This window comes from Melioribacteraceae bacterium (assembly GCA_035362835.1).
Lineage (GTDB): Bacteria > Bacteroidota > Ignavibacteria > Ignavibacteriales > Melioribacteraceae > DSXH01.
Genome location: DAOSDY010000001.1, coordinates 736,656 through 757,149 on the forward strand (window position 1 = coordinate 736,656; position 20,494 = coordinate 757,149).

The window sequence follows — 20,494 nt, forward strand, 5'->3', positions numbered from 1 at the left end:
TATACTTTATAAAGATTGATCCGAACAATGAAGGTATACCGGCGTCTAATAAAACAATAATTTGGTGATTATTTGAATTCCGAACGAATAATTGAAGTAAGGGGTCTTACAAAAAAATTTAAAAATATTACCGCGGTTAACAATCTCGATCTCAATGTATACCGCGGGGATGTTTTCGGATTTCTGGGACCCAACGGTGCGGGTAAAAGTACAACTATCAGAATGCTTCTATCTCTAATCAAGCCGACTTCCGGGACTATAAAAATATTCGGCAAGCCACTAAGAGAGAACCGCGAGGAAATTCTGAGCAAGGTTGGGGCTATTGTGGAAAAGCCCGATTTTTACCTTTATCTCTCGGCTTATAAGAATCTTGAAATTCTCGGCAAGCTTTCCGGTGCAGATGTTTCCAGAAACAAGATTATGGAAATGCTTGAACTTGTGGGACTGGCAAAGCGTGCAAAAAGCAAAGTAAAAACATATTCACATGGAATGAAGCAGCGTCTCGGAATTGCACAGGCACTTTTGCACGACCCGGAACTTATTATTCTTGACGAACCTACAACCGGGCTGGACCCACAGGGAATGAAAGAAATAAGAGACCTGATTCTTTACCTGAGCAGAACAAAAAATAAAACTATTTTCCTCTCATCACATATTCTTAGAGAAGTTGAGATAATCGCTTCCAGAATGATTATTATTAATAAAGGATCCACTCAGGTTGAAGGTACTGTTGACGAACTACTCAATGTCGACAAACTGAGTGTAACATTTGAGTTAGACAGAATCGATGATGCCGTTAAAGCATTAGAAGGAACAGAATGGAGGGAAAAGTTCACTTCATCCAGCAAGAAGGAATTATACTTTGAATTACTAAAAGATGAAATTGCTCTCCTTAATAAATTTTTTATTGAAAAAGGATTTATGGTTAGCGCTGTTGTTCCTGTAAGATCGCTTGAAGACTACTTTCTTAAGATTACAGAGGGGAGCGGGAAATGATTACTCTAACCGTCATCGAACTTCAAAAGATTTTTAAGAAATGGAGAACCTACATAGGTTTCATTGCTATCGGTGTTCTTGTTCCGATAGTACAGACAGCTCTCTACTTTGAAGGAGATGCTTATGTAGATGCTATCACAAGAAATTTACAGGATTCCTTTTTCTTCGTCGGTAATTTGTTAAACGGCTACCTAATTGCCAAAATAGTGTTAACCGCATTATATATTCACATCCCGTTTTTAATTGTGCTTGTAGGAGGCGATCTTCTTGCAAGCGAAGCCACAGCCGGTACTTACAGGATGCTTCTAACACGACCAATTTCCAGATTCCGGGTTGTAACGGCAAAATTCTTTGCCGGTTTTATATATGTTTTTCTTCTGCTTGCCTGGTTGGCATTTCTTAGTCTGGGTGTGAGCCTTCTTTTATTCGGTACAGGTGAACTGATTTCTTTTCAAGGGCGACTGGTTATCTTTGCAGCAGACGATGTACTCTGGAGATTTGCCGGCGCTTATGCATATTCTTTGCTGAGTATGCTAACGGTATTTACACTTGCTTTCTTCTTCTCTTCAATGGTTGAAAATGCCATAGGTCCTATTGTTACAAGCATGGCCGTCATAATTATTCTTATAATTCTTTCGGCTCTTCCGATCGATTTCCTGAAAGAAATCTCACCTTATTTTTTTACTTCGCATATGACTCAATGGGATGCCTTTTTTGGTGACCCGGTGGATTATTCCAGAATTCTAAATTCCGGGCTGATCCTGTTCGGACATATAATAGTTCTATATTTAATTACTACTTACCTTTTCCTCAAAAAAGATATTTTAAGCTGAGGTTTATTCTGATGAAAAAATCGATATTTATTATAATACTAAGTTTTTCCGCGGTAATATTTGCGCAGCCGAAAACCGCTGATAAAATATTAAAAGAAGTAGTCGATAAATTTGAAAGGATTAAAGACTATACGGTTGATGTTCAGATCAAAATTGATTTCAGCATGGTTAAAGTTCCTGATACAAAAGCTACCATTTATTTTAAGCAGCCGGACAAAGTTAAAGTTGATTCCAAAGGTTTTGCGATGCTTCCGAAACAGAGCACTAATTTCTCGCCTATGCAGTTTATTCAGGGAGATTATACTGCCATTTATGTTAAATCGGAACAGTCAGGCGGCAACAGCCTCGATGTAGTAAAAATAATTCCGAACAGTGATTCTTCTGATGTAATTCTCTCAACCCTGTGGATCGACCAGGATCAGAAAGTAATTCGTAAAATTGAAACAACCGGAAAGAGTTCCGGAACTCTTCACGTTGAACTCTCATACGAAAATAAAAATCAGGGACTTCCCTCTCAGGTAGTTTTTTCTTTTAATCTGGGCAATATGGACATTCCGGAAAATGCTACAGACGGTAAAGATGATTCGAATAGAGAAAAAGGTCCGGGGAGAAGAAATCTAAAAATGAGCGGGAAAGTGTATATAACCTACACCGGCTATAAGATTAATACCGGATTACCCGATAGTCTTTTTGAGCAGAAAAATAAAGGGGAGAAATAATAAATTATTTCTCCCCTTCGGAATTTAATTTTTGTTAGATCCCACAATATTGACACTCACTTCAATATTCTCGGCAACCTTATTCCCAATCAGCTGATTATTAACACCAAATTCGGAAAGTCTGATGTTGAACTTGGCCCGTATTCCAAGCAGGTCGCCGGGTGCCCGCTTTTTAGTTTGTTCACTTTCTTCCAGATAAGTTGCCTCAACATCGGCAGAAATTTCTTTAGTCACTCCGTGAAGAGTGAAATCGCCTTTTGCTTTAAATTCCAGCTTATTGTCTCCCGACTGTTTCAGACCGGAGACCTGTTTAATAGTAAAAACAATATCGGGAAATTTTTCTGCATTAAGCCAGTTGGCCCCGCGAAGGTGTTGATTTCTTAATTCGATACCGGTGTTCATAGAAGCAACTTTAACAGCAATACTTCCTTTCATTGTACGGGCAAAATCTGCAATATCGAAGGTCGCCGTTCCGGAAATACCGTTAGCTGTTCCGGTTATATCTTCAACAGGTGTTGCGCTGAAAAAAGTAACCTGATTTCTGCCGTTCTTATCTTCAAAATTGAATGCCTGAGTACCGGATGTTTTTACTTTGAAGCCCTGAGCAATTAAGGAACTGAAAACGAAAAAAAACAAAACCAAAAATTTCATTGATCTATTCATATTTTCCCTTCTTTCTTAATTAATTAAATAAAATGAAAATTAATCTTACTTCCGGCGGAATTTGTAAACGAGGAAACCACCCGCAAGAAGTGTAACTAGTGAAATTATAATAGTGAGATCAAGTCCCAAAACAAATTTATCGATCCACTTTTTTTCAGTCCATCCGAATAATTCATCTTTCGATTCAACAATCACCTGTGTTTTGGTAAAAAATTCCGCGCCGGAAATCAGCCAGATAGTTATTGCTGAAAGCAGGATCAATCCGGCGGCAAACAATACAATCTTCTGTTTTTTATTCATAAACCCAGCTCACGATCCGTTTGATTTTAATTTCCAAACAAAAAAAAGTCGATTGCCGTTCACAAAATTGAATCTAATGACGAAATAAACTAATTTTTGAGCGCTATTAACCACTAACCAGAAAATTTTATCGGGATAAATCATGAAAATACACGAATATCAGGCTAAAGAAGTTTTAAAAAAATTCGGCGTTCCTGTTCAGGATGGAATTGCAATTAGAAAAATCGGCGAGTTCGACCAGGCAATTGCAGAATTGCAATCTCGCGGTATCAATCAATTTGTAGTTAAATCACAGATCCACGCCGGCGGAAGAGGTAAAGGAAGATTATATAATCCCTACAATAAACAGGAATTGATTTTGGAAGGCGGAGTGAAGTTTACTACTTCTGCAGATAAAGCGAAGGACTACGCTTCCAGAATGCTAGGTAACCTGCTCGTTACTCATCAGACAGGTCCCGAGGGGAGAATAGTTAAAACACTTTTTATAACTGAAGGATTGGATTATAAAAAAGAACTTTATTTAGGAATACTTCTGGACAGAAGTGTTTCGAAGAATGTAATTATGGCTTCAACAGAAGGCGGAGTTGAAATTGAAAAAGTTGCCGAAGAGACTCCGGAAAAAATAATTAAAGAATGGATTGACCCATCAGTCGGAATCCAGTCTTACCAGGCAAGAAAACTTGCTTTCGGTTTAGGATTGGAAGGAAATGCTTTTAAAAGTTTCATCCCATTTATTATCAAGTTGTATAAAGCTTACGAAGCTACAGACGCTTCCCTTCTCGAAATTAATCCTCTCATAATAACAAACGATGATAAAGTTGTTGCTCTGGATGCGAAAATGAATTTCGACGACAACGCAATGTACCGTCACCCCGATATAGCAGCATACCGCGACCTGGATGAAGAGGAGCCTCTCGAGATCGAAGCATCAAAGTACAATTTAAATTACATTAAACTCGACGGTAACGTAGGGTGCATGGTGAACGGCGCGGGACTTGCCATGGCAACTATGGATATTATCAAACTGGCGGGCGGTGAACCTGCCAACTTTCTTGATGTAGGCGGCGGAGCAAATAAAGAAACGGTTGCGAACGGATTCAAGATTATTCTGGCCGATCCGAATGTAAAAGCAATACTGATAAATATATTCGGAGGAATAGTGAGGTGCGATCGTGTTGCACAGGGTGTTATTGATGCCGTAAATGAAATTCATGTGCAAATTCCTGTTGTTGTAAGACTTGAAGGAACAAATGCCGAAGAGGCCAAAGTAATGCTCGAAAATTCCGGATTGAATTTTGAAGTTGCTACATCGCTTCACGATGCCGCACATAAAGTTACATCGGTTTTACACATTGAAGTATAGTGAAAGGAGCTCCTTCGGGGTATTGATAATCCCGAAGGAGTGCTAATTTTATGATTGAAATAAGAATTACAGTTGAAGCAGCTCTTGCGCTTCTATTAGAACGTATGAAGTTCGAGCTTAAGTTCAGGCAGAAGGCCGGAATAATTTCTACCGGCCTTAGGCTGGATGATCTTTCATTCGATCAACTTCTGGAAATTGCAGAATATTCAATTTTCGATACCGTATTTTTACTTCCGTCCGATCTTGTAATTCGGGAAACAAACATCTCTTATATAATTTCTGAAACCGTAAAAGCCCTTTCTAAAATTTTTAGCCATGATGAATTTGCAGCATATTCAAACAGAAAAGCGAAATTACTTATCCAACCAATAGTAGACTATTTGTCTAATATTCCCCAAGAAAAAGTAGTTCGAACTAATTGACATCCCGCACAATTTAATTTTACCAATATCTTTTTTCCTCTTCAATCATTAAGTTGCATTTGAAGTAGTTGCAATTGTCTATTACGGAGATTAAGTGATTGTTAATTGCTTAATCCTAGCAAACCTTAGAGGAGGGTGCATGAAAAAATTTTTATCACTCCTGTTACTGATTAGTGTCGCATTTTTATTCAACAGTTCCTCCTGTAAAAAAGATGAAGGTCCAACTGAACCTGAATCTCAGGAAGAGAAAGCGGTTGGAACAATCGGGTCGTTACAGAACGGCACAGTCAAAACAAATTCCGGTTATCAGATTTCTATTATTCCGGGGGCGGTTCCTGCAAATCAGAACGGTCAGAGCGCTAATGTTACATTCTCAATTGAAACTCCTGTTACTCCTCCAAAACAGATCTCTTCTTCAGCTGAGAAAAGAGGTGAATACACCAAACTTGGTCCGGATGGATTTACTTTCCGCTGGCCGGTCCGGGTTGTTTTCCCCTATAAAAACACAACCGATCCTTCCGAACTGAAATTGCTTTTCTACGATGTCTTGTCAGAATCCTGGAAAATAATTCCGATCTCTTCAATCGATAAGGATAACAAACTTATCGGTGCCGACGTAATGCAGCTCGGTTATTTCGTCGTTGCAAAAGTCGGTCAATCTGCCCCCAAAGCAATGGCAGAAGACTCAGACGGCGGATTTGAATTTATGTCGAGCGACAACACTTATTATTACACATTAACCGTAGCTTCGGTAAGCAACTTTAAATACGCATGGCAGGCAGCTTCCTGGTACAGCGGTAACATTGTAGGTTCGACCGGATCGACCGGATCGAATCCAACCGGCGGACCGCGGCCTCCTACAAGAATTCATCTTGTTCAGGCCACATATCAGTTATGGGTAACAAGAACAACCCCCGGAACATTAAGCTCGCTTCCTAAGATGTATACATACAGTGTTCCTGCAACCGGTACAATTTCTCAGCCTGTCACTTATTCAGGCCCCCTCTCATCCGGTTCCGGATGGACTTCACTTTCAATGCCCGGAGGCGGACAATGGATTGAAGGTCCTCCGACAGGATGGGCCGTGCCTACAGTTACATACGGCACAGGGGATTTCCAGGCAACTTTAACCTGGGTTAACAATCAGAGTACGAGTTCCGACGTAGATCTTCATCTCTTTGGGCCAAGTAATATGCATGTCTACTACAGTTCAAAACAATCATCCGACGGCTCATTAGAACTTGACAGGGACTGGAGATATACTTCCGGAAACGCAATAGAAAATATTTACAGCCTTAAAACTATGCCGTCCGGCTCTTACAGCGTTAAGATAAACCTGTATGGCGGATCTACAACAAATTACAGGGTTCGGGTTATAAACAAAGGCACTGTAAATACATATACCGGAAGCATTTCTACGGTAAACAGTGGTGATGATCAGGCGAAAATGATTAACATAGTTACATTTACAAAATAGCTTTTACAAAAGCCGGTTGATTCAGCCGGCTTTTTTTTTACCGCTCTTTTTTTTTACCTTTATCCGTACAAAAAATCTTCCGGTTATGTTAAGCAAAACTTTATTTTCACTTCTGATATTATTAACGGTTGAACTGCATTCGCAGCAGATTTTTATTTCCAGAGGGAATACAGAATACGGTGAGCCGATAGATCCTTTCTATAATCAACAGATCCCTGCTGATCTTATTATAACTATTCTGCTTGATAATAATGGAAAAAATTTTGAACAGAATATTTTGTTTCTGACTATTGAGAAATCCGGAGATCAATCCAGAGCCGGGAGAATAAACGAGATGATAAGGCCCCCTAAAAAAAATGACTGGCTGATATATAACTACAGATTCCAAGAGGAGGGTGATTATGAAATCAGGTTTACTGATTTTAACAGAAAAGTAATCGCATCATTAAGAGTAACAGTAGTCCGCGAAAAAGGTAAGAAGATTCAGGAGATAAAGATTCCAGAGCTTTTACCCGGTTTAGAGATTGTTTTTTGTGAAAAGATTTTTAACGGTAAGCCTGTTAATCAACAAAGCGAAATCTCACTTAAGTTTCAGAATGGCGAAACTTACATCTATATGGTAAATCAGAAACCGCTAAAGACAGATCTTTTACTGGTAAATATCTGGCGGAAAAAATCCAAAGGGACAGATTACGAGGAATTCATTGATTCAAAAAAATATAAAATAAATTCCTCCTGGTACGATGCATTTTTCCGCTACCGTTTCGAAAAGCCCGGTAATTATAAGATCAACTTTTTTAATGAAAAGGAAATATTACTTAAAACGGCTTATATTACGGTCGAAAATTAAACACTAACAGTCGGACTTATATATGAAGGGAATAGTATTAGCAGGCGGGTCAGGATCCCGGATGTACCCAATTTCCAAAATCTACAGTAAACAATTAACTCTGATTTACGATAAACCTTTAATCTACTATCCTCTTTCCGTACTGATGCTTGCCGGCGTTCGCGATATTCTTATTATTTCCAACAGTGAAACAATCCCCCTCTACCAGAAGCTTTTTGACGACGGTTCTTCAATAGGTGTTAATTTCCAATATGAAATTCAAAAAGCGCCGAACGGAATAGCCGAAGCTTTTATAATCGGAGAAAAATTTATTGGCAATGACAACGTTTCCCTTATACTGGGTGACAATATTTTTTACGGTAAACTCGACTTCTTTTACAGGTCGGTAGAACAATCAAAAAAAGGGGCTACAATCTTTGCTTACAAAGTGAACGATCCCCAGAGATACGGTATTGTTGAATTCAACAGTTCGGGAAAAGCCATAAGCATTGAAGAAAAGCCGCAGAATCCTAAATCGGATTATGCTGTTCCCGGTCTTTACGTATACGATAACCGGGTTGTGGATATTTCTAAAAATTTAAAACCCTCAGGCCGCGGTGAACTCGAAATAACAGATGTAAATAAAAAATACCTCGAACTGGGTGAACTTCACGTTGAAAAAATCGGCAGAGGTGTTGCATGGCTCGATACCGGAACTCCCGAAGCCCTTCTGAAAGCATCGAACTTTTTCGGCGTTATTGAAGACAGACAGGGATTAAAAGTCGCCTGTCTTGAAGAAATCGCCTTATTGAAAGGATTTATAACAAAGGACGAATTTATTCAACTGGTTAAAACTCTCCCCGGGTCTCTCTACAGGGAATATCTGGAAAAACTGATTTCCGATTTATAACTGATCATTTGTAAAGTGAATCCAAAAAAAATTTTAAAATATATTTTAATCGGGTTTGGCTGGATCTTTGTCGCACTAGGAATTATCGGGATCTTTGTGCCATTGATGCCAACCACCGTGTTCTTCATTCTTGCGGCAGCTTCCTTCGCAAGGAGTTCGGATAGATTTTACAGTTGGCTGATCAATCATCCCCGTTTCGGAAAGTTTATTAAGGATTACCGCGAAAAACGGGGGATGCCCCTTAAATCCAAGATAATTGCCGTTGGAATGCTCTACCTGACCATCGGCTCATCGGCTTATTTCTTTACTGATTCACTCTGGGTAAGATTACTTCTTATTTCGATAGCAATAGGTGTAAGCACTTACATCTTATCGCTGAAAACAATAAGAGATGAAAGAGACGTTGTAGGAGAGACTGAATAGTCATTTCCTAAAAACCGGGAAACAAATATTTAATTGAGGCTTATTTTAGTAAAGTTTATTATCTTTAGCCGAAAGCTTAATGAATAAAAGGGGCAGAAATTAATCTTTCTACATTCCCTTTTATTAAAACAAACATCTTACAGATCAATTAAGGAGACTCACGAGAATGGGGCTATTCTCATCCAAGACTAAAAGTGAGCTTGAAAAATTAATTGAAGAAAACGACGAACTTAAAAACACACTTCATTCCTTTGTTCAGAAACATCAAAGTCTCAGCGAACTTGAATCCAAGATAAACGACTCAAGGAAAGAACTTCTTGAGATATCGCATAAAAATGAAAATCTCAGGAAAGAGATTAAAAATCTGGATGAAGAAATTAAAACCAAGAACGATGCCCTAAAGAACAGTATGATAGCCATCGGTTCTGACAGCAGGGTTTCAGAAGATCTTTTAAGAGAAATTGAAGACAAAAAGGAACTGCTGGAAAAATTAACCGATCAGCAGAATTTACTTCATCAGAATGTGGCTTTTCTTAAGCAGGAAGAGAACAGAATCAACGAGACTCTCAATAAATTCGGCGGAAACATAGAGGATTCCATCTACAAGGTAAAAGAAGCCGAAGAAGAATTCCATCAGAAGTTAAATCTCCTTAAATCAGAAGAATCGAAAAAGAACGGCATCATAAAATCTCTTGACGAAAAGATTAGTCTGAACGAGGATATTAAAGCCAATCTGGAAACAGCAATTGCGGCTCTCGTAGGTCAGCTCGCAGAAAAAGAGCGAGTCTTTACGGAATACTCCCTGAAAAGAGATTCGATTATTGATGAAATCCGGTCCCGGCAGAAGGAATTCGACGAATTTGAATATAAATTCAATTATCATAAAGAAGCTGTTGCGAAAATCGAAGATGATGTTAAAAATCTGTCGGAGAAAAAAAATTTCCTCTCCGATGAAGTAAGAAAATTCGAAATCGTAAAAAGTGAAATACAGGATAAGATTCTTCAGCTCCGGAATGAAGAGGAAAAACTGAATGAGGTAATTGTTCTAAAGCAGAAGACCGCCGAAGATCTTGAGAAAAGAAAATTTGATATTGAAGAGAGTCACCTGCAGCTTGAGAATAATCTTTCGCAGGTACTTCTTAAATTCACCGAGGAATTAAGTACATCAAAAAACAGGCTTACTTCGGTTAAACAGGAGATTTTTGATAAGGAGAAGGAGATTTCCGCCAAAGAAAGAATTCTTCTTGAAAAAACATCCCAGATCGCAGAATACGGCGGGATGACAAAAATTCTTCAGAAAGAAAGAAGTACTACAGAACAAATTATAAGCAATCTTAAGGAGCAGCAGAGCGAATTGAATGAAGAACTCTCAACTCTTAAAGATAAATTGAATCGTCAGAAGATTTACTTCCAGCAATTAAGGTCGGATACTGAAAATCTTGAGAGTAAAAAGGAAATTATCGAAAAGGAATTCCGGCTTGTGTTCGCACAGGGTAGTGAAAATTATTCGAACCTGGAGGAGAATAAACAGAGGATTGTTCAGGAGATTATTGAGAACCAGAAAGAGCTTGATGATCTAAGGAACCATATAGTCCGGTTACGCAATGAGCTAAGAGACCTTAAACTTGAAACAGCACAGGTGGAATCTCAGAAAGAGGAATTCACGGCAAAAATTTCAGAGCTCATAGCAATGGAGAAGAATCTCAAATTCAGAATCTCCGAACACGAAAAGAAACTGGAAGACCAGCCGCCCCAGCAGATATAACTAATAAAAGTATCTGATTCCATAGCCTTCTTACAGCCCGTGTGTTGGGCAGCACCTCATATTCGAAACTTATTATCCTTTTTGATTTTTTAACGAATAAACTTATTTTGCATGCGCTTGTCGCACAAAAAATCCTGAAAGAAAGAAAAAATTCCTTATGTCACGATTTAACAAGCAAACATTCTTATTAGTACCGGCCTTAACCTTATTGGGTCTATCAGTGCTTTTTGCCCAGAATTCAAAGGACACTTTAAAGTATAGGACCAATCCGAATTACATTCTGCAGCAGAATATGTTCGACATTTATAAAACACGTCAAGCCGATATAGTTATGTTAGGCAATTCGCTTACTGCGGGTGCATTCTGGAACGAACTTCTTGGCCGGCCTAACGTTGTGGGAAGAGGAATTCCGGGAGATGTTCTTCAGGGATTTTCTGCAAGAATAAATTCTATTATTAAGCTGAGACCAAAACTGGTTTTTATACTGGGAGGATTGAACGATATATATGGCTGGACTCCTGTTGAAGATATTTTTGCTGAATATGTGAAAATCCTGCAATTATTGAAATCAAATGGTATAATACCGGTAGTTCAGTCAACTCTTTTTGCTGGAAGGGATTGGGCAAAAGACTGGGGAGGTACTCCGGAAGTGAATTCAGGAAGGAACAAAGAGGTTGCCAAATTAAATTCTCTCCTCCTGGATTATGCACGTAAAAATAATATCGATTATATCGACCTGAATTCCAGAATGTCTACAAGGGATAATTTTTTACGGCCGGAATTAACGTGGGACGGGGTTCACCTTAATTCCGAAGGCTACAAAATCTGGGTAAGAGAAGTAGAAAAAATTCTGAAAAAGTATAAACTATAATAAGCTATAAATGAGTCCAAAGGAATAAAAATGAATTCTGAAAATAATATTAAGAAACCGGTTTATTTAATTACAATAACAATCCTTCTTCTCTATGCAATATCGTTTATTAAAATTGATTATGATTTTGCCGGGATATCCTTTAAGCAGATTGATCTTTTCTCCGACATTAAAGCCGAAGAAACTTCCGATGGAAACAATTCCTTCGATTCATTTCAATTCTTGAATAGAACCAATTATGCGGGAATTAACCTGTTGAGCCCGTTTAGCTCGCTGATCGACTTCTTTTCAGATGGAAGTGCTCTGGTAAGTCAGCTTCCAGCCCAGGGTGTAAAAACGCCGATTATCGGAAACACAAAGCAGCTTTCTTATTTCTTTGATGCTCTTAAAAATTCGAAATCAAAATCCGTCAGAATTGCTCATTACGGCGACTCTGCAATAGAAGGAGACCTTATAACATCCGATATCCGCGAAGAACTTCAGAAAAGATTCGGCGGGAACGGTGTTGGATGGCTTGGAATTGTTTCGCAGGATATAACATTCCGTACAACAACAAAGCACAGTTTTTCGGATAATTGGGAAAGTGCCTCCCTCTATACAAATAATCCGAAAGGACTTTCGCTTGGAATAAGCGGCGAGATTGCCGTACCGAAAGGAAATGCCTGGGTTCAATACGAAACAACAAGAGCACGGCGCTCTTTGAAAGATTTCAGCGTTGTTAAACTCTATTATTCGAACGCAAAGAATTCACAGATACTATATTCATTTGATGGCGGAACTAAACAGTCGGTTGCATTAAAAACCGGAAGCGGTATTCAGGAGCTGATTCTTAAACCGGCAGGAAAAGCTAAAACCGTAAGAATCGAATTCCCGACTGTTGATCAGGCCTACTTTTACGGTGTAACACTGGAAAACGAATCCGGCCTCTACATCGACAACCTTCCTCTGAGAGGAAACACCGGCGTGGATATCGGACAAATCTCTCAACAGATGCTGAAAGACTTCGCAAAATATCTTGATTACAAACTGATTATACTGGAATTCGGACTTAACATTGCCGGTTCGAGCAGAACCGATTATTCCTGGTACGAACGTGAAATGGTTAAAGTAATAAATCATCTTAAACAGGCATTCCCCAAGACAAGCATTCTTATGATAAGTGTACATGACAAAGCTATGAAGAAAGGTTCGAACTTTGTCACCGATCCTACGATATTAAAACTTCTTGAAACACAAAAGAGTATTGCAAAGCAGGCCGATGTAGCTTTGTGGAGTATGTTCGATGCAATGGGCGGCGAAAATTCGATGCCTAAATGGGTTAACGCCAATCCCCCGCTCGCATTCAAGGATTATATTCACTTTAACGATCAGGGTGCAGCAAAGATCGCACAGCTTTTCCTCGATTCTCTGATCAGCGAATTCAATAAAAATAAATAAGAATAAGATCAATAGTGCGGACGGAATGATGAGCCAATTTAAATTCAATATTGAAGAAGCACCGACTCTCTGGAAACGTTGGAAGCTTAATTCAGAGAAGTATCCGGACCGTGAAGCGGTTGTTCACTGGGTAGCCGGCGAAGAACCTTTCAGATGGACTTACAAAACTCTTATTGATGCTTCAAAAAAATTCTCTGTTCATATTAAGAAGCTCGGCATTAAACCCGGGGAAGTATGCGCGACTATCATAAGGCATAATCCGAAATTTTACCCGCTCTATCTCGGAATCTCAAGAACCGTCGCTCTTCCGGCTGTTCTGGCTTATCCCAATCCCCGTCTTCATCCGGATAAATTCCGCCAGGGACTCGAAGGAATGGCACAGCGTTCCGGTCTCGATTACATATTAACAGAACGCGAACTCGAACCGCTAATAAAACCTCTGATCGAAAAACCGGGCAGCACTATTAAAGCGGTTTACTTCCCTCTTGAATGGGATATTGAAAATGAAACCGATCCTGAAATTGATGCGGAGATTGAACGGATCGCATCCGGTGTGAAGGATACGGATCCAATTCTTCTACAGCACTCATCAGGAACTACAGGCCTTCAAAAACCGGTTGTGCTTTCGCACAGGGCAATTTTGAATCATGTAAAAAATCTCGGCGGCGCTCTTCAATTGAGCGGGAAGGATAAAATTGTAAGCTGGCTTCCGCTTTACCACGACTTCGGATTAATTGCCGCATACCAGATTCCGCTTGCATACGGAATACCTACAATCCAGATCGATCCTTTCCAGTGGGTGCTGGCACCGGTTCTCCTGCCGGAAGTTATTAGCAAGGAGAAAGCTACTGTTACTTTTTCACCTAACTTCGCATACAACGTACTCGCGGAGAAAATTGATCCGGATGAATTGGAGGGACTTGACCTTTCGAGCTTACGAATAATCGTAAACGCTGCCGAACCTATTAGACACGACAGTCACGAAAAATTTGTTGAGCGTTTCGAGAAATACGGATTCAATCCGCTTGCATTGGCTGGACTGTACGGAATGGCCGAAGTTACGCTCGGCGCCACATTAACACCTCCCGGTAAACCGATTTCCGAACTGAAAGTAGAAAGAAACGAATTATCGCGCGGTGTGATGAAACTTGCCGATGAGAATTCGATTGTAAGAGTCTGCGTCTCCTCTGGAAAGCCGATCAACGAGTGCGACCTGAAAATTGTTGATGAAAACAGAAAAGAAATTGAAGACGGCCTTGTGGGTGAAGTTGCCGTAACATCCATTTCGATGTTCGACGGTTATAGAAATTATCCGGAAAAGACCGCGGAAGTAGTAGCCGACGGATGGTATTACAGCGGCGATTACGGATTCAGATGGAAAGGCGAATATTATATTATCGGCAGGAAGAAGGATATCATTATCGTTGCAGGTAAGAATATTTATCCCGAGGATATTGAAGACGTGATGAATCAGGTTGAAGGATTAGTGCCGGGAAGGACTATCGCCTTCGGCGAAGAGGATCTGAAGATGGGAACAGAATTCGTTGCCGTCGTTGCCGAGACAAAAGCCGAAACTGATGAAGAAAAAAATAAAGTCCGGATGAATATTCTTAAAGCCGGTATGAGTATTGATATAATTATTCATAAAGTATATCTTGTCCCGCCGAGATGGCTCATAAAAAGCTCATCCGGCAAACCGAGCAGAAAAACCAACAAAGAAAGATTAATTGACGGAACCGATCCACAAGTCTGGAGCAGATAATGATATCAAACGAACTAAAACAGGTTATTCTTAAACAGCTGAACCTGGACGACTTTGATCTGAAGGATGAAACCATAGCGCCTGAAGTACCCGGATGGGATTCCCTCAATCATATAAATATTATTCTAGCGGTGGAAGAAAAATTCGGCGTTAAATTCAAAAGCTACGAGTTACTCCGCCTTAAATGCGTGGGCGATCTTCAGAAACTTCTCGATTCCAAATTAAACAAATAACGGCGAAGAACTCTTGAATATCGATCTTCAAAAAATTTTAGATCTGCTAAAATTCAATCTGTACGATCCGCTTATTTTTACTACAGGATTATTCCTTATAATTTTCTTTTTCTTCCTTCTGATCTATAATTCATTATTGAAGAGGACTTCCCTACGGATAGGATTCCTTATTCTCTTTTCATTCTATTTCTATTACAAGTCCGCGGGTTATTACGCTTCGATACTGCTTGTTTCTGCTATTGTAAATTTCCTTTTTGCGAAGTGGATAGCGGCGACGGAAAATTTTTCCGTAAAACGGCTTCACCTTTTTCTTACAGTACTTATAAACATCGGAATTCTTGCATACTTCAAGTACACCAATTTTATACTTCAGGTATTCAGCGATATTTCCGGGAGTGAATTTAATGCGCTCGATATTTTCTTACCGATCGGAATTTCATTCTACACGTTCAAATCGCTCAATTATGTTTTTGATGTTTACTTCGACACATTAAAGCCGACCGGCAGCTTCCGTAATTTTCTTCTCTATGTTTCTTTCTTTCCCAACATACTTGCCGGACCTATCGACCGGGCATCGGACTTTTTACCTCAGATAGAGAAAGAGCCGTTCATTTCCAGAGAGGATTTCGGGAAAGCGGTTTTCCTGATCTGTCTGGGTCTTATCAAGAAAGTTGTTATCGCTGATTACATAAGCATCAATTTTGTAGACCGTGTATTCGATTTCCCTCTCCGATTCACGGGTGTTGAGAATCTGATTGCAGTATACGGTTATGTGCTTCAGATCTACTGCGATTTTTCCGGCTATTCCGATCTCGCAATCGGCGTGGCTCTCCTCTTCGGATTTAAACTGATGGATAATTTCAATTATCCATTTAAGGCCACAGGCATTGCGGACTTCTGGCGGCGCTGGCACATCTCATTATCAAAATGGCTTCTCGATTACCTCTTTAGGCCGATCCAGATGAAATACAGGAACCTGAGAACTTTCAGCAATATGATCGCTGTATTCGTTACGTTTTTGATTTGCGGATTATGGCACGGTGCCGGATGGAACTTTATTCTCTGGGGCGCTATTCACGGTTTTATGATGTCCTTTGCGATGATCATTCAGAAACCGCGTGTTAAAATTCTTACCGCATTAAAAATCTACAATACAAAATTCCATAAATTCATTCAGGTTTTTGTAACATTTCACCTGGTTGCATTTTCTTTCATGGTCTTCAAGAATCCCGATTTCCAGACTGTTCTCGATATGCTCGATCAGATTGCAACATTTTTTCACAGCGAAGTATTCATTCAGTTTTTAGAGCAGCTCCCGGTTATCTCCGGATTGATCTTTACCGGTTACCTCTTCCATTTTCTTCCCTCCAGACTGGAAGTCCTATCCAGAAATTTCATCACATCCATTCCTTTTATCGGAAAAGTATTATTGATGGTATTGGTGATCTGGGTTGCGGCTCAGTTCAAATCAGCTGATATACAGCCCTTTATTTATTTCCAGTTTTAAGCCACCCGTCTATTTTGAGACGCTATATTAAAGCTCAAATCCCCTTCCAGAGCTTAAAAGAGAATATGCTTAATGGCACAATTTTAAGTATAATATTTGGGCGAATTTTAATAACTTTGTTTCAAGAATAGAGAAAAACGACACTTATTGATGAAGCTCGGGTTTTTAACCTTAATTCTGATTTCACTGATTACTGCCCTTCCTTTAAAAGCGCAGCCGCAGAGAATTGATTCCGAAGCGCTCAGGAAGACCGCCCTTTCACACATGCAGGCGGGGAGATACGGCGAAGCGATCGATCAGCTCAATAAATTCATCTCAGCAAATCCTCAGAATCCGGAAGGATATAACCTCCGCGGCGTCTGTTTTGAAAAGCGCCAGCAGTATTTCAACGGCCGCCTCGATTACAGAAGGACAATCGCTCTCGAAACAAGAGACTCCCAGAAAAGATCGGAATACGAACAGAACCTGTCGCGGCTCATCGGAATCTGGTATCCCCTTCTGGAGAAAAAGATTAACGGCCACCAGCGTGAGATCGCTATAAATCCCAACAACGCTTTTAATTATCTTGAAATCGGCAAGTCGTATATGTGGATGGAAATATGGGACAAGGCCGAATTGTGGTACGATGAATATTTAGCTCGCGACGATAATGCTTCACCCGATGAGATTATAAGATACACCGAAATTCTCGCTAAGACGGGAAGCATAGTTAAAGGTGAACGGATTCTTAAAAAATATGTTGAGCGATATCCGGACGACTGGCGTTTGTGGAGCCGCTACGGATATTTCACTTTGTGGCTCAGTAAATATGCTATCGCAAAAAAAGCGTTCGAGACGGCTCTTGGTTTTAAGCCGTTCTTCAAAGAGGCGCAGGACGGCCTCGATATCGTAAACCGCCAGGCATATGTTAATCAGCAGGATCCGAGAGCTTTCGAAAGAGAATACCCCATCGACAGGTATTACAGACTCGTAAAAAGAAATCCTGCGGATATTGAAACCCGGTTCAAACTCGTTGAGGAACTCCTCGCGGCAAACAGAATTGAAGAAGCTTACCAGCAGCTTCAGATAATCGGATTGACCAAAGCCGAAGATACGCGCTATCAGGAGAAGTGGACTTACGTTACTGAGTACCGTACTAAAACCTACCGGGATAATCTTGAAACCGCAAAAGCGAATCTGCAGATTAATCCGACAGATAAAGACGCTCTTAAACTTGTTGCCGAATACTATGAGTACCTTCAGGAATACGACAGCGCAATGGTTATGCTCGACACATACTTTGAAAGTTACCCCGAAGAAAAGGACGAGCAACTTCGTTTCAGGTATGCGCGAATTTCTGCATGGAGCCGCGAGTTCGATAAAGCCATCGATATCACCGATGACCTTCTAACTGATTATCCAGCTAATCTCGATTACAAACTTTTCCGCGCCCAGGTATCGGTCTGGATAAACCGGGATGTGGAACTGGCTAAAGAATACCTGGATGATGTACTTAAAGACCGGCCGAATAATCTTGAAGCTCTTATTTCTATGGGTTCGCTTAAATTACTTGAGAGGGATTTCGACGGGGCGCAGGAATTTGCAGATAAAGCTAAAGGGATAGACCCGGCAAACGACGAGGTTATTAAACTACAGTCGAATATCGACTGGCAGCGGCTCAGAGCCGAAGAGGAAAAATTATATGCTATCCTCGAGGAAGGCAGAAAGAGAGTAATGGATGAGGATTGCCCCGACGCACTTCTCTACTACGAGGAATACTTATCAAAAGCTGAACCGAACGTGCTTATACTTAGGGAGTACGGCGATGTTCTCTTCTGCGCGAAGGAATTTCAGAAAGCACTCGATACATATAACGAGGTTCTAAACCAGGGATATAATTACGATGCCGCTATGCAGCGCGCTAAAGTCTACTATGCAATTGACGATACGTTGAACGCTATAAAAGAATTCAAAGCACTTGTTGCGGAGGATTCAACTGATTTCGACGCACAGCTTTACCTTGGCGATTCTTATGCAAAAGCCGCTGAGTATGATTCGGCGCGTACTATCTACAATATGCTGCTTGAAACCTGGCAGCTCGATTCCACACAGGTAAGCATGGTCGAATTACGTAAAGGATATCTGCCGTTAACCGGTTTAAGTGCGATTCTGGAAAACTTTCCGAATTATGTTGCGCTGGCGCCCGCTCTTCAATTTTATTCGGACAATGCCGGATTCAGTCTTTTCTCGCTCGGCTCCCGGCTGGAACTCGGGCTTACAAATTTCTTTTCGCTCGGCGTATCATTCACACGGTCGCAGCTGAAAGCTATTGAATCGATACTCGATCAGGATATAATCAGCACATACAATTATATAGGCAATATCAGGTACAACACATTTAAAGTGCATGGAGTAATCCGTCTTGCCCGCGACCTGAATATGGGCGCCGGATTCGGCAGAAGCAGTGCCCGCGGTTACATATTCCGGGATGAGAAAGATGCGTTCATCCGTTTTGAAAGAAGGGACACAATTTCAGTCTCCCTTGTTTACCAGAGTTCCGATGCCTCGTTAATTCTCTATTCACCTTATTTAATAGACAACCGGTATTACGCAAACCTTATCAGGTTGGAAGGTTATTATAAGCACAGGGACGGACTTAAAGTATCAGGTTCATTCCAGTATATTTCCGTTAGCGACGCAAATGAAGGCAACGACCTGATATTACGCCTGGGGAAATATTTCTATAAAGATCTTGCTGTTGGTTACGAGTATTATTATACAAATTACAAATACAAAGCGAGCTATTATTACTCCCCCACAAATTTTGAATCGCACAGCATCTGGGTTGATAACGAACTTGAAAGGAAGAAAGATCTCCGGGTTACGCTCGGCGGTAAACTTGGAATAATTCCGAGGAACAAGATTCTTGTTCTCGGCGCTTACCTCGATGTCTTTTACCAGGCTTCAAAGAGTTTATTGATATCAGGAAGAATTATAGCGCAGAGTACATCAAGAGATGAATCCAGTTACCGCAGCTTCGCCGCACAATTATCCGCATACTGGACTCTCTTATAGACTTGAATCTCCCGATTACTTTTTTATTTTAAGGAAACATGAAAACAAAACTATTCATACTTGCAGCATTTATTTTATCCGCCTTTTCAGCAGAGGCACAGAATTTAAAAGTGCTTGGGAAAGCTGAGCCGGGAGAAATTATAATCGGTAAAGCGGAGAATATTTCCGAAGTCTATTTAAATGAAACGAAACTTCAATTTGATAAGAATGGGATCTTTGTATTTGGATTCGACAGGGATGCGGCGGGAACTCAAAATCTGAAAGTAATCTATACCGGTGGGAAAGAAGAGACAAAGATATTTAAACTCCCTAAACGGAAATATGTGATTCAGAGATTGAAAATAGCCGAAAAGTACGTCACGCCGCCTGCGGATGAAATTGAACGGATCGAAATTGAAAGCTCTAAAATGAAAGAAGCCCGGTCTATAGTCGGCAAAGTTGATTCTGCTTTTTTCAGAAGGGGATTTGTAAAACCGGCCGAGGGAAGGATATCAGGAATTTTCGGAAGTCAGAGAATTTTGAACGGCGTGCCTAAGAATGCCCACAACGGTATCGACATAGCAGCTCCCGAAGGTTCACCGGTATATTCAACAACAGACGGTATTGTGATTATTGCCGGAGAGGATTTTTATTACAACGGGAATTTCGTGCTCATTGACCATGGCCAGGGTCTTACGAGTGTTTATCTTCATATGAGTAAACTATCAGTAAAAACAGGCGAGAAAGTAACCAAGGGTCAGAAGATCGGCGAAGTCGGTTCAACCGGAAGGTCCACCGCAGCTCATCTTCACTGGGGCGTTCAATGGTACGGCAACCGTATCGACCCGATGAGTCTGCTCAATATGAAATTATAATTAATATGATTCGGCTAATTTTAAAAGGAAGCCCGGCAGTGTTTAGTATAAGAACCTGACCGGGCTTAAAAGTAAT

General features: G+C 40.4%; 19 protein-coding genes. 17 read left to right on the top strand and 2 right to left on the bottom strand.

The genetic code is table 11. From position 1 onward, the window contains the following. Positions 1 to 72 precede the first annotated feature (72 nt). Genes PLZ15_03095 through PLZ15_03105 form a run of 3 tightly spaced genes read left to right on the top strand, consistent with a single transcriptional unit; the run spans position 73 to position 2,548 of the window. Positions 73 to 996, top strand: coding sequence for an ABC transporter ATP-binding protein (locus tag PLZ15_03095; protein HOI28721.1), 924 nt, complete (start codon positions 73 to 75; stop codon positions 994 to 996). After that, positions 993 to 1,829, top strand: coding sequence for an ABC transporter permease (locus PLZ15_03100; protein ID HOI28722.1), 837 nt, complete (start codon positions 993 to 995; stop codon positions 1,827 to 1,829). The genes PLZ15_03095 and PLZ15_03100 overlap by 4 nt, the downstream gene beginning before the upstream one ends. Before the next feature lie 11 nt (positions 1,830 to 1,840). Next, positions 1,841 to 2,548 (top strand): hypothetical protein, encoded by a 708-nt coding sequence (locus PLZ15_03105; protein ID HOI28723.1) that lies wholly within the window; start codon positions 1,841 to 1,843, stop codon positions 2,546 to 2,548. Positions 2,549 to 2,572: 24 nt separating this feature from the next. Here the strand turns inward: PLZ15_03105 and PLZ15_03110 are convergent, their stop codons facing one another. Together PLZ15_03110 and PLZ15_03115 are read right to left on the bottom strand one after the other, a co-directional pair. Beyond that, on the bottom strand, positions 2,573 to 3,211 hold the full coding sequence (locus PLZ15_03110; protein HOI28724.1) for a YceI family protein: 639 nt from the start codon (positions 3,209 to 3,211) through the stop codon (positions 2,573 to 2,575). A gap of 45 nt (positions 3,212 to 3,256) precedes the next feature. After that, positions 3,257 to 3,511, bottom strand: a complete 255-nt coding sequence (locus PLZ15_03115) for a hypothetical protein (protein ID HOI28725.1) — start codon at positions 3,509 to 3,511, stop codon at positions 3,257 to 3,259. Between the two features lie 142 nt (positions 3,512 to 3,653). On the opposite strand from PLZ15_03115, the gene sucC reads away from it, so the two are divergent. The 14 genes from sucC to PLZ15_03185 all read left to right on the top strand — a co-directional run bounded on the left by sucC (position 3,654) and on the right by PLZ15_03185 (position 20,418). Continuing rightward, positions 3,654 to 4,874: an ADP-forming succinate--CoA ligase subunit beta gene (sucC, locus tag PLZ15_03120; protein ID HOI28726.1), complete on the top strand. Its 1,221-nt coding sequence runs from the start codon at positions 3,654 to 3,656 to the stop codon at positions 4,872 to 4,874. A 50-nt stretch (positions 4,875 to 4,924) separates the two neighbouring features. Next, the gene (locus PLZ15_03125) at positions 4,925 to 5,296 is read left to right on the top strand and encodes a hypothetical protein (protein ID HOI28727.1); all 372 of its coding nucleotides are present in this window, start codon (positions 4,925 to 4,927) and stop codon (positions 5,294 to 5,296) included. Between the two features lie 139 nt (positions 5,297 to 5,435). Beyond that, positions 5,436 to 6,773 carry a hypothetical protein gene (locus tag PLZ15_03130; protein ID HOI28728.1) on the top strand — a complete coding sequence of 446 codons (1,338 nt, stop codon included), beginning with the start codon at positions 5,436 to 5,438 and terminating at the stop codon, positions 6,771 to 6,773. Between the two features lie 85 nt (positions 6,774 to 6,858). Further along, complete coding sequence (locus PLZ15_03135; GenBank protein ID HOI28729.1) at positions 6,859 to 7,623, top strand: hypothetical protein; 765 nt, start codon at positions 6,859 to 6,861, stop codon at positions 7,621 to 7,623. Positions 7,624 to 7,645: 22 nt separating this feature from the next. Next, positions 7,646 to 8,512, top strand: a complete 867-nt coding sequence (gene rfbA / locus PLZ15_03140; GenBank protein HOI28730.1) for a glucose-1-phosphate thymidylyltransferase RfbA — start codon at positions 7,646 to 7,648, stop codon at positions 8,510 to 8,512. A 15-nt stretch (positions 8,513 to 8,527) separates the two neighbouring features. Beyond that, the gene (locus tag PLZ15_03145; GenBank protein HOI28731.1) at positions 8,528 to 8,935 is read left to right on the top strand and encodes a YbaN family protein; all 408 of its coding nucleotides are present in this window, start codon (positions 8,528 to 8,530) and stop codon (positions 8,933 to 8,935) included. Between the two features lie 166 nt (positions 8,936 to 9,101). Next, entirely contained in the window at positions 9,102 to 10,700 is a 1,599-nt protein-coding gene (locus PLZ15_03150; protein HOI28732.1) for a hypothetical protein, read from the top strand. A gap of 208 nt (positions 10,701 to 10,908) precedes the next feature. After that, complete coding sequence (locus PLZ15_03155; protein ID HOI28733.1) at positions 10,909 to 11,571, top strand: GDSL-type esterase/lipase family protein; 663 nt, start codon at positions 10,909 to 10,911, stop codon at positions 11,569 to 11,571. A 30-nt stretch (positions 11,572 to 11,601) separates the two neighbouring features. Further along, a complete protein-coding gene (locus tag PLZ15_03160; GenBank protein HOI28734.1) occupies positions 11,602 to 13,008 on the top strand; it encodes a hypothetical protein in 1,407 nt (468 codons plus the stop codon). A 28-nt stretch (positions 13,009 to 13,036) separates the two neighbouring features. Then, positions 13,037 to 14,770 (top strand): AMP-binding protein, encoded by a 1,734-nt coding sequence (locus PLZ15_03165; GenBank protein ID HOI28735.1) that lies wholly within the window; start codon positions 13,037 to 13,039, stop codon positions 14,768 to 14,770. After that, positions 14,770 to 15,003 carry an acyl carrier protein gene (locus PLZ15_03170; GenBank protein HOI28736.1) on the top strand — a complete coding sequence of 78 codons (234 nt, stop codon included), beginning with the start codon at positions 14,770 to 14,772 and terminating at the stop codon, positions 15,001 to 15,003. The genes PLZ15_03165 and PLZ15_03170 overlap by 1 nt, the downstream gene beginning before the upstream one ends. Before the next feature lie 13 nt (positions 15,004 to 15,016). After that, complete coding sequence (locus PLZ15_03175) at positions 15,017 to 16,510, top strand: MBOAT family O-acyltransferase (protein ID HOI28737.1); 1,494 nt, start codon at positions 15,017 to 15,019, stop codon at positions 16,508 to 16,510. Positions 16,511 to 16,660: 150 nt separating this feature from the next. Beyond that, entirely contained in the window at positions 16,661 to 19,564 is a 2,904-nt protein-coding gene (locus PLZ15_03180; GenBank protein HOI28738.1) for a tetratricopeptide repeat protein, read from the top strand. Between the two features lie 38 nt (positions 19,565 to 19,602). Next, positions 19,603 to 20,418: a M23 family metallopeptidase gene (locus PLZ15_03185; GenBank protein ID HOI28739.1), complete on the top strand. Its 816-nt coding sequence runs from the start codon at positions 19,603 to 19,605 to the stop codon at positions 20,416 to 20,418. Positions 20,419 to 20,494: the final 76 nt, after the last annotated feature.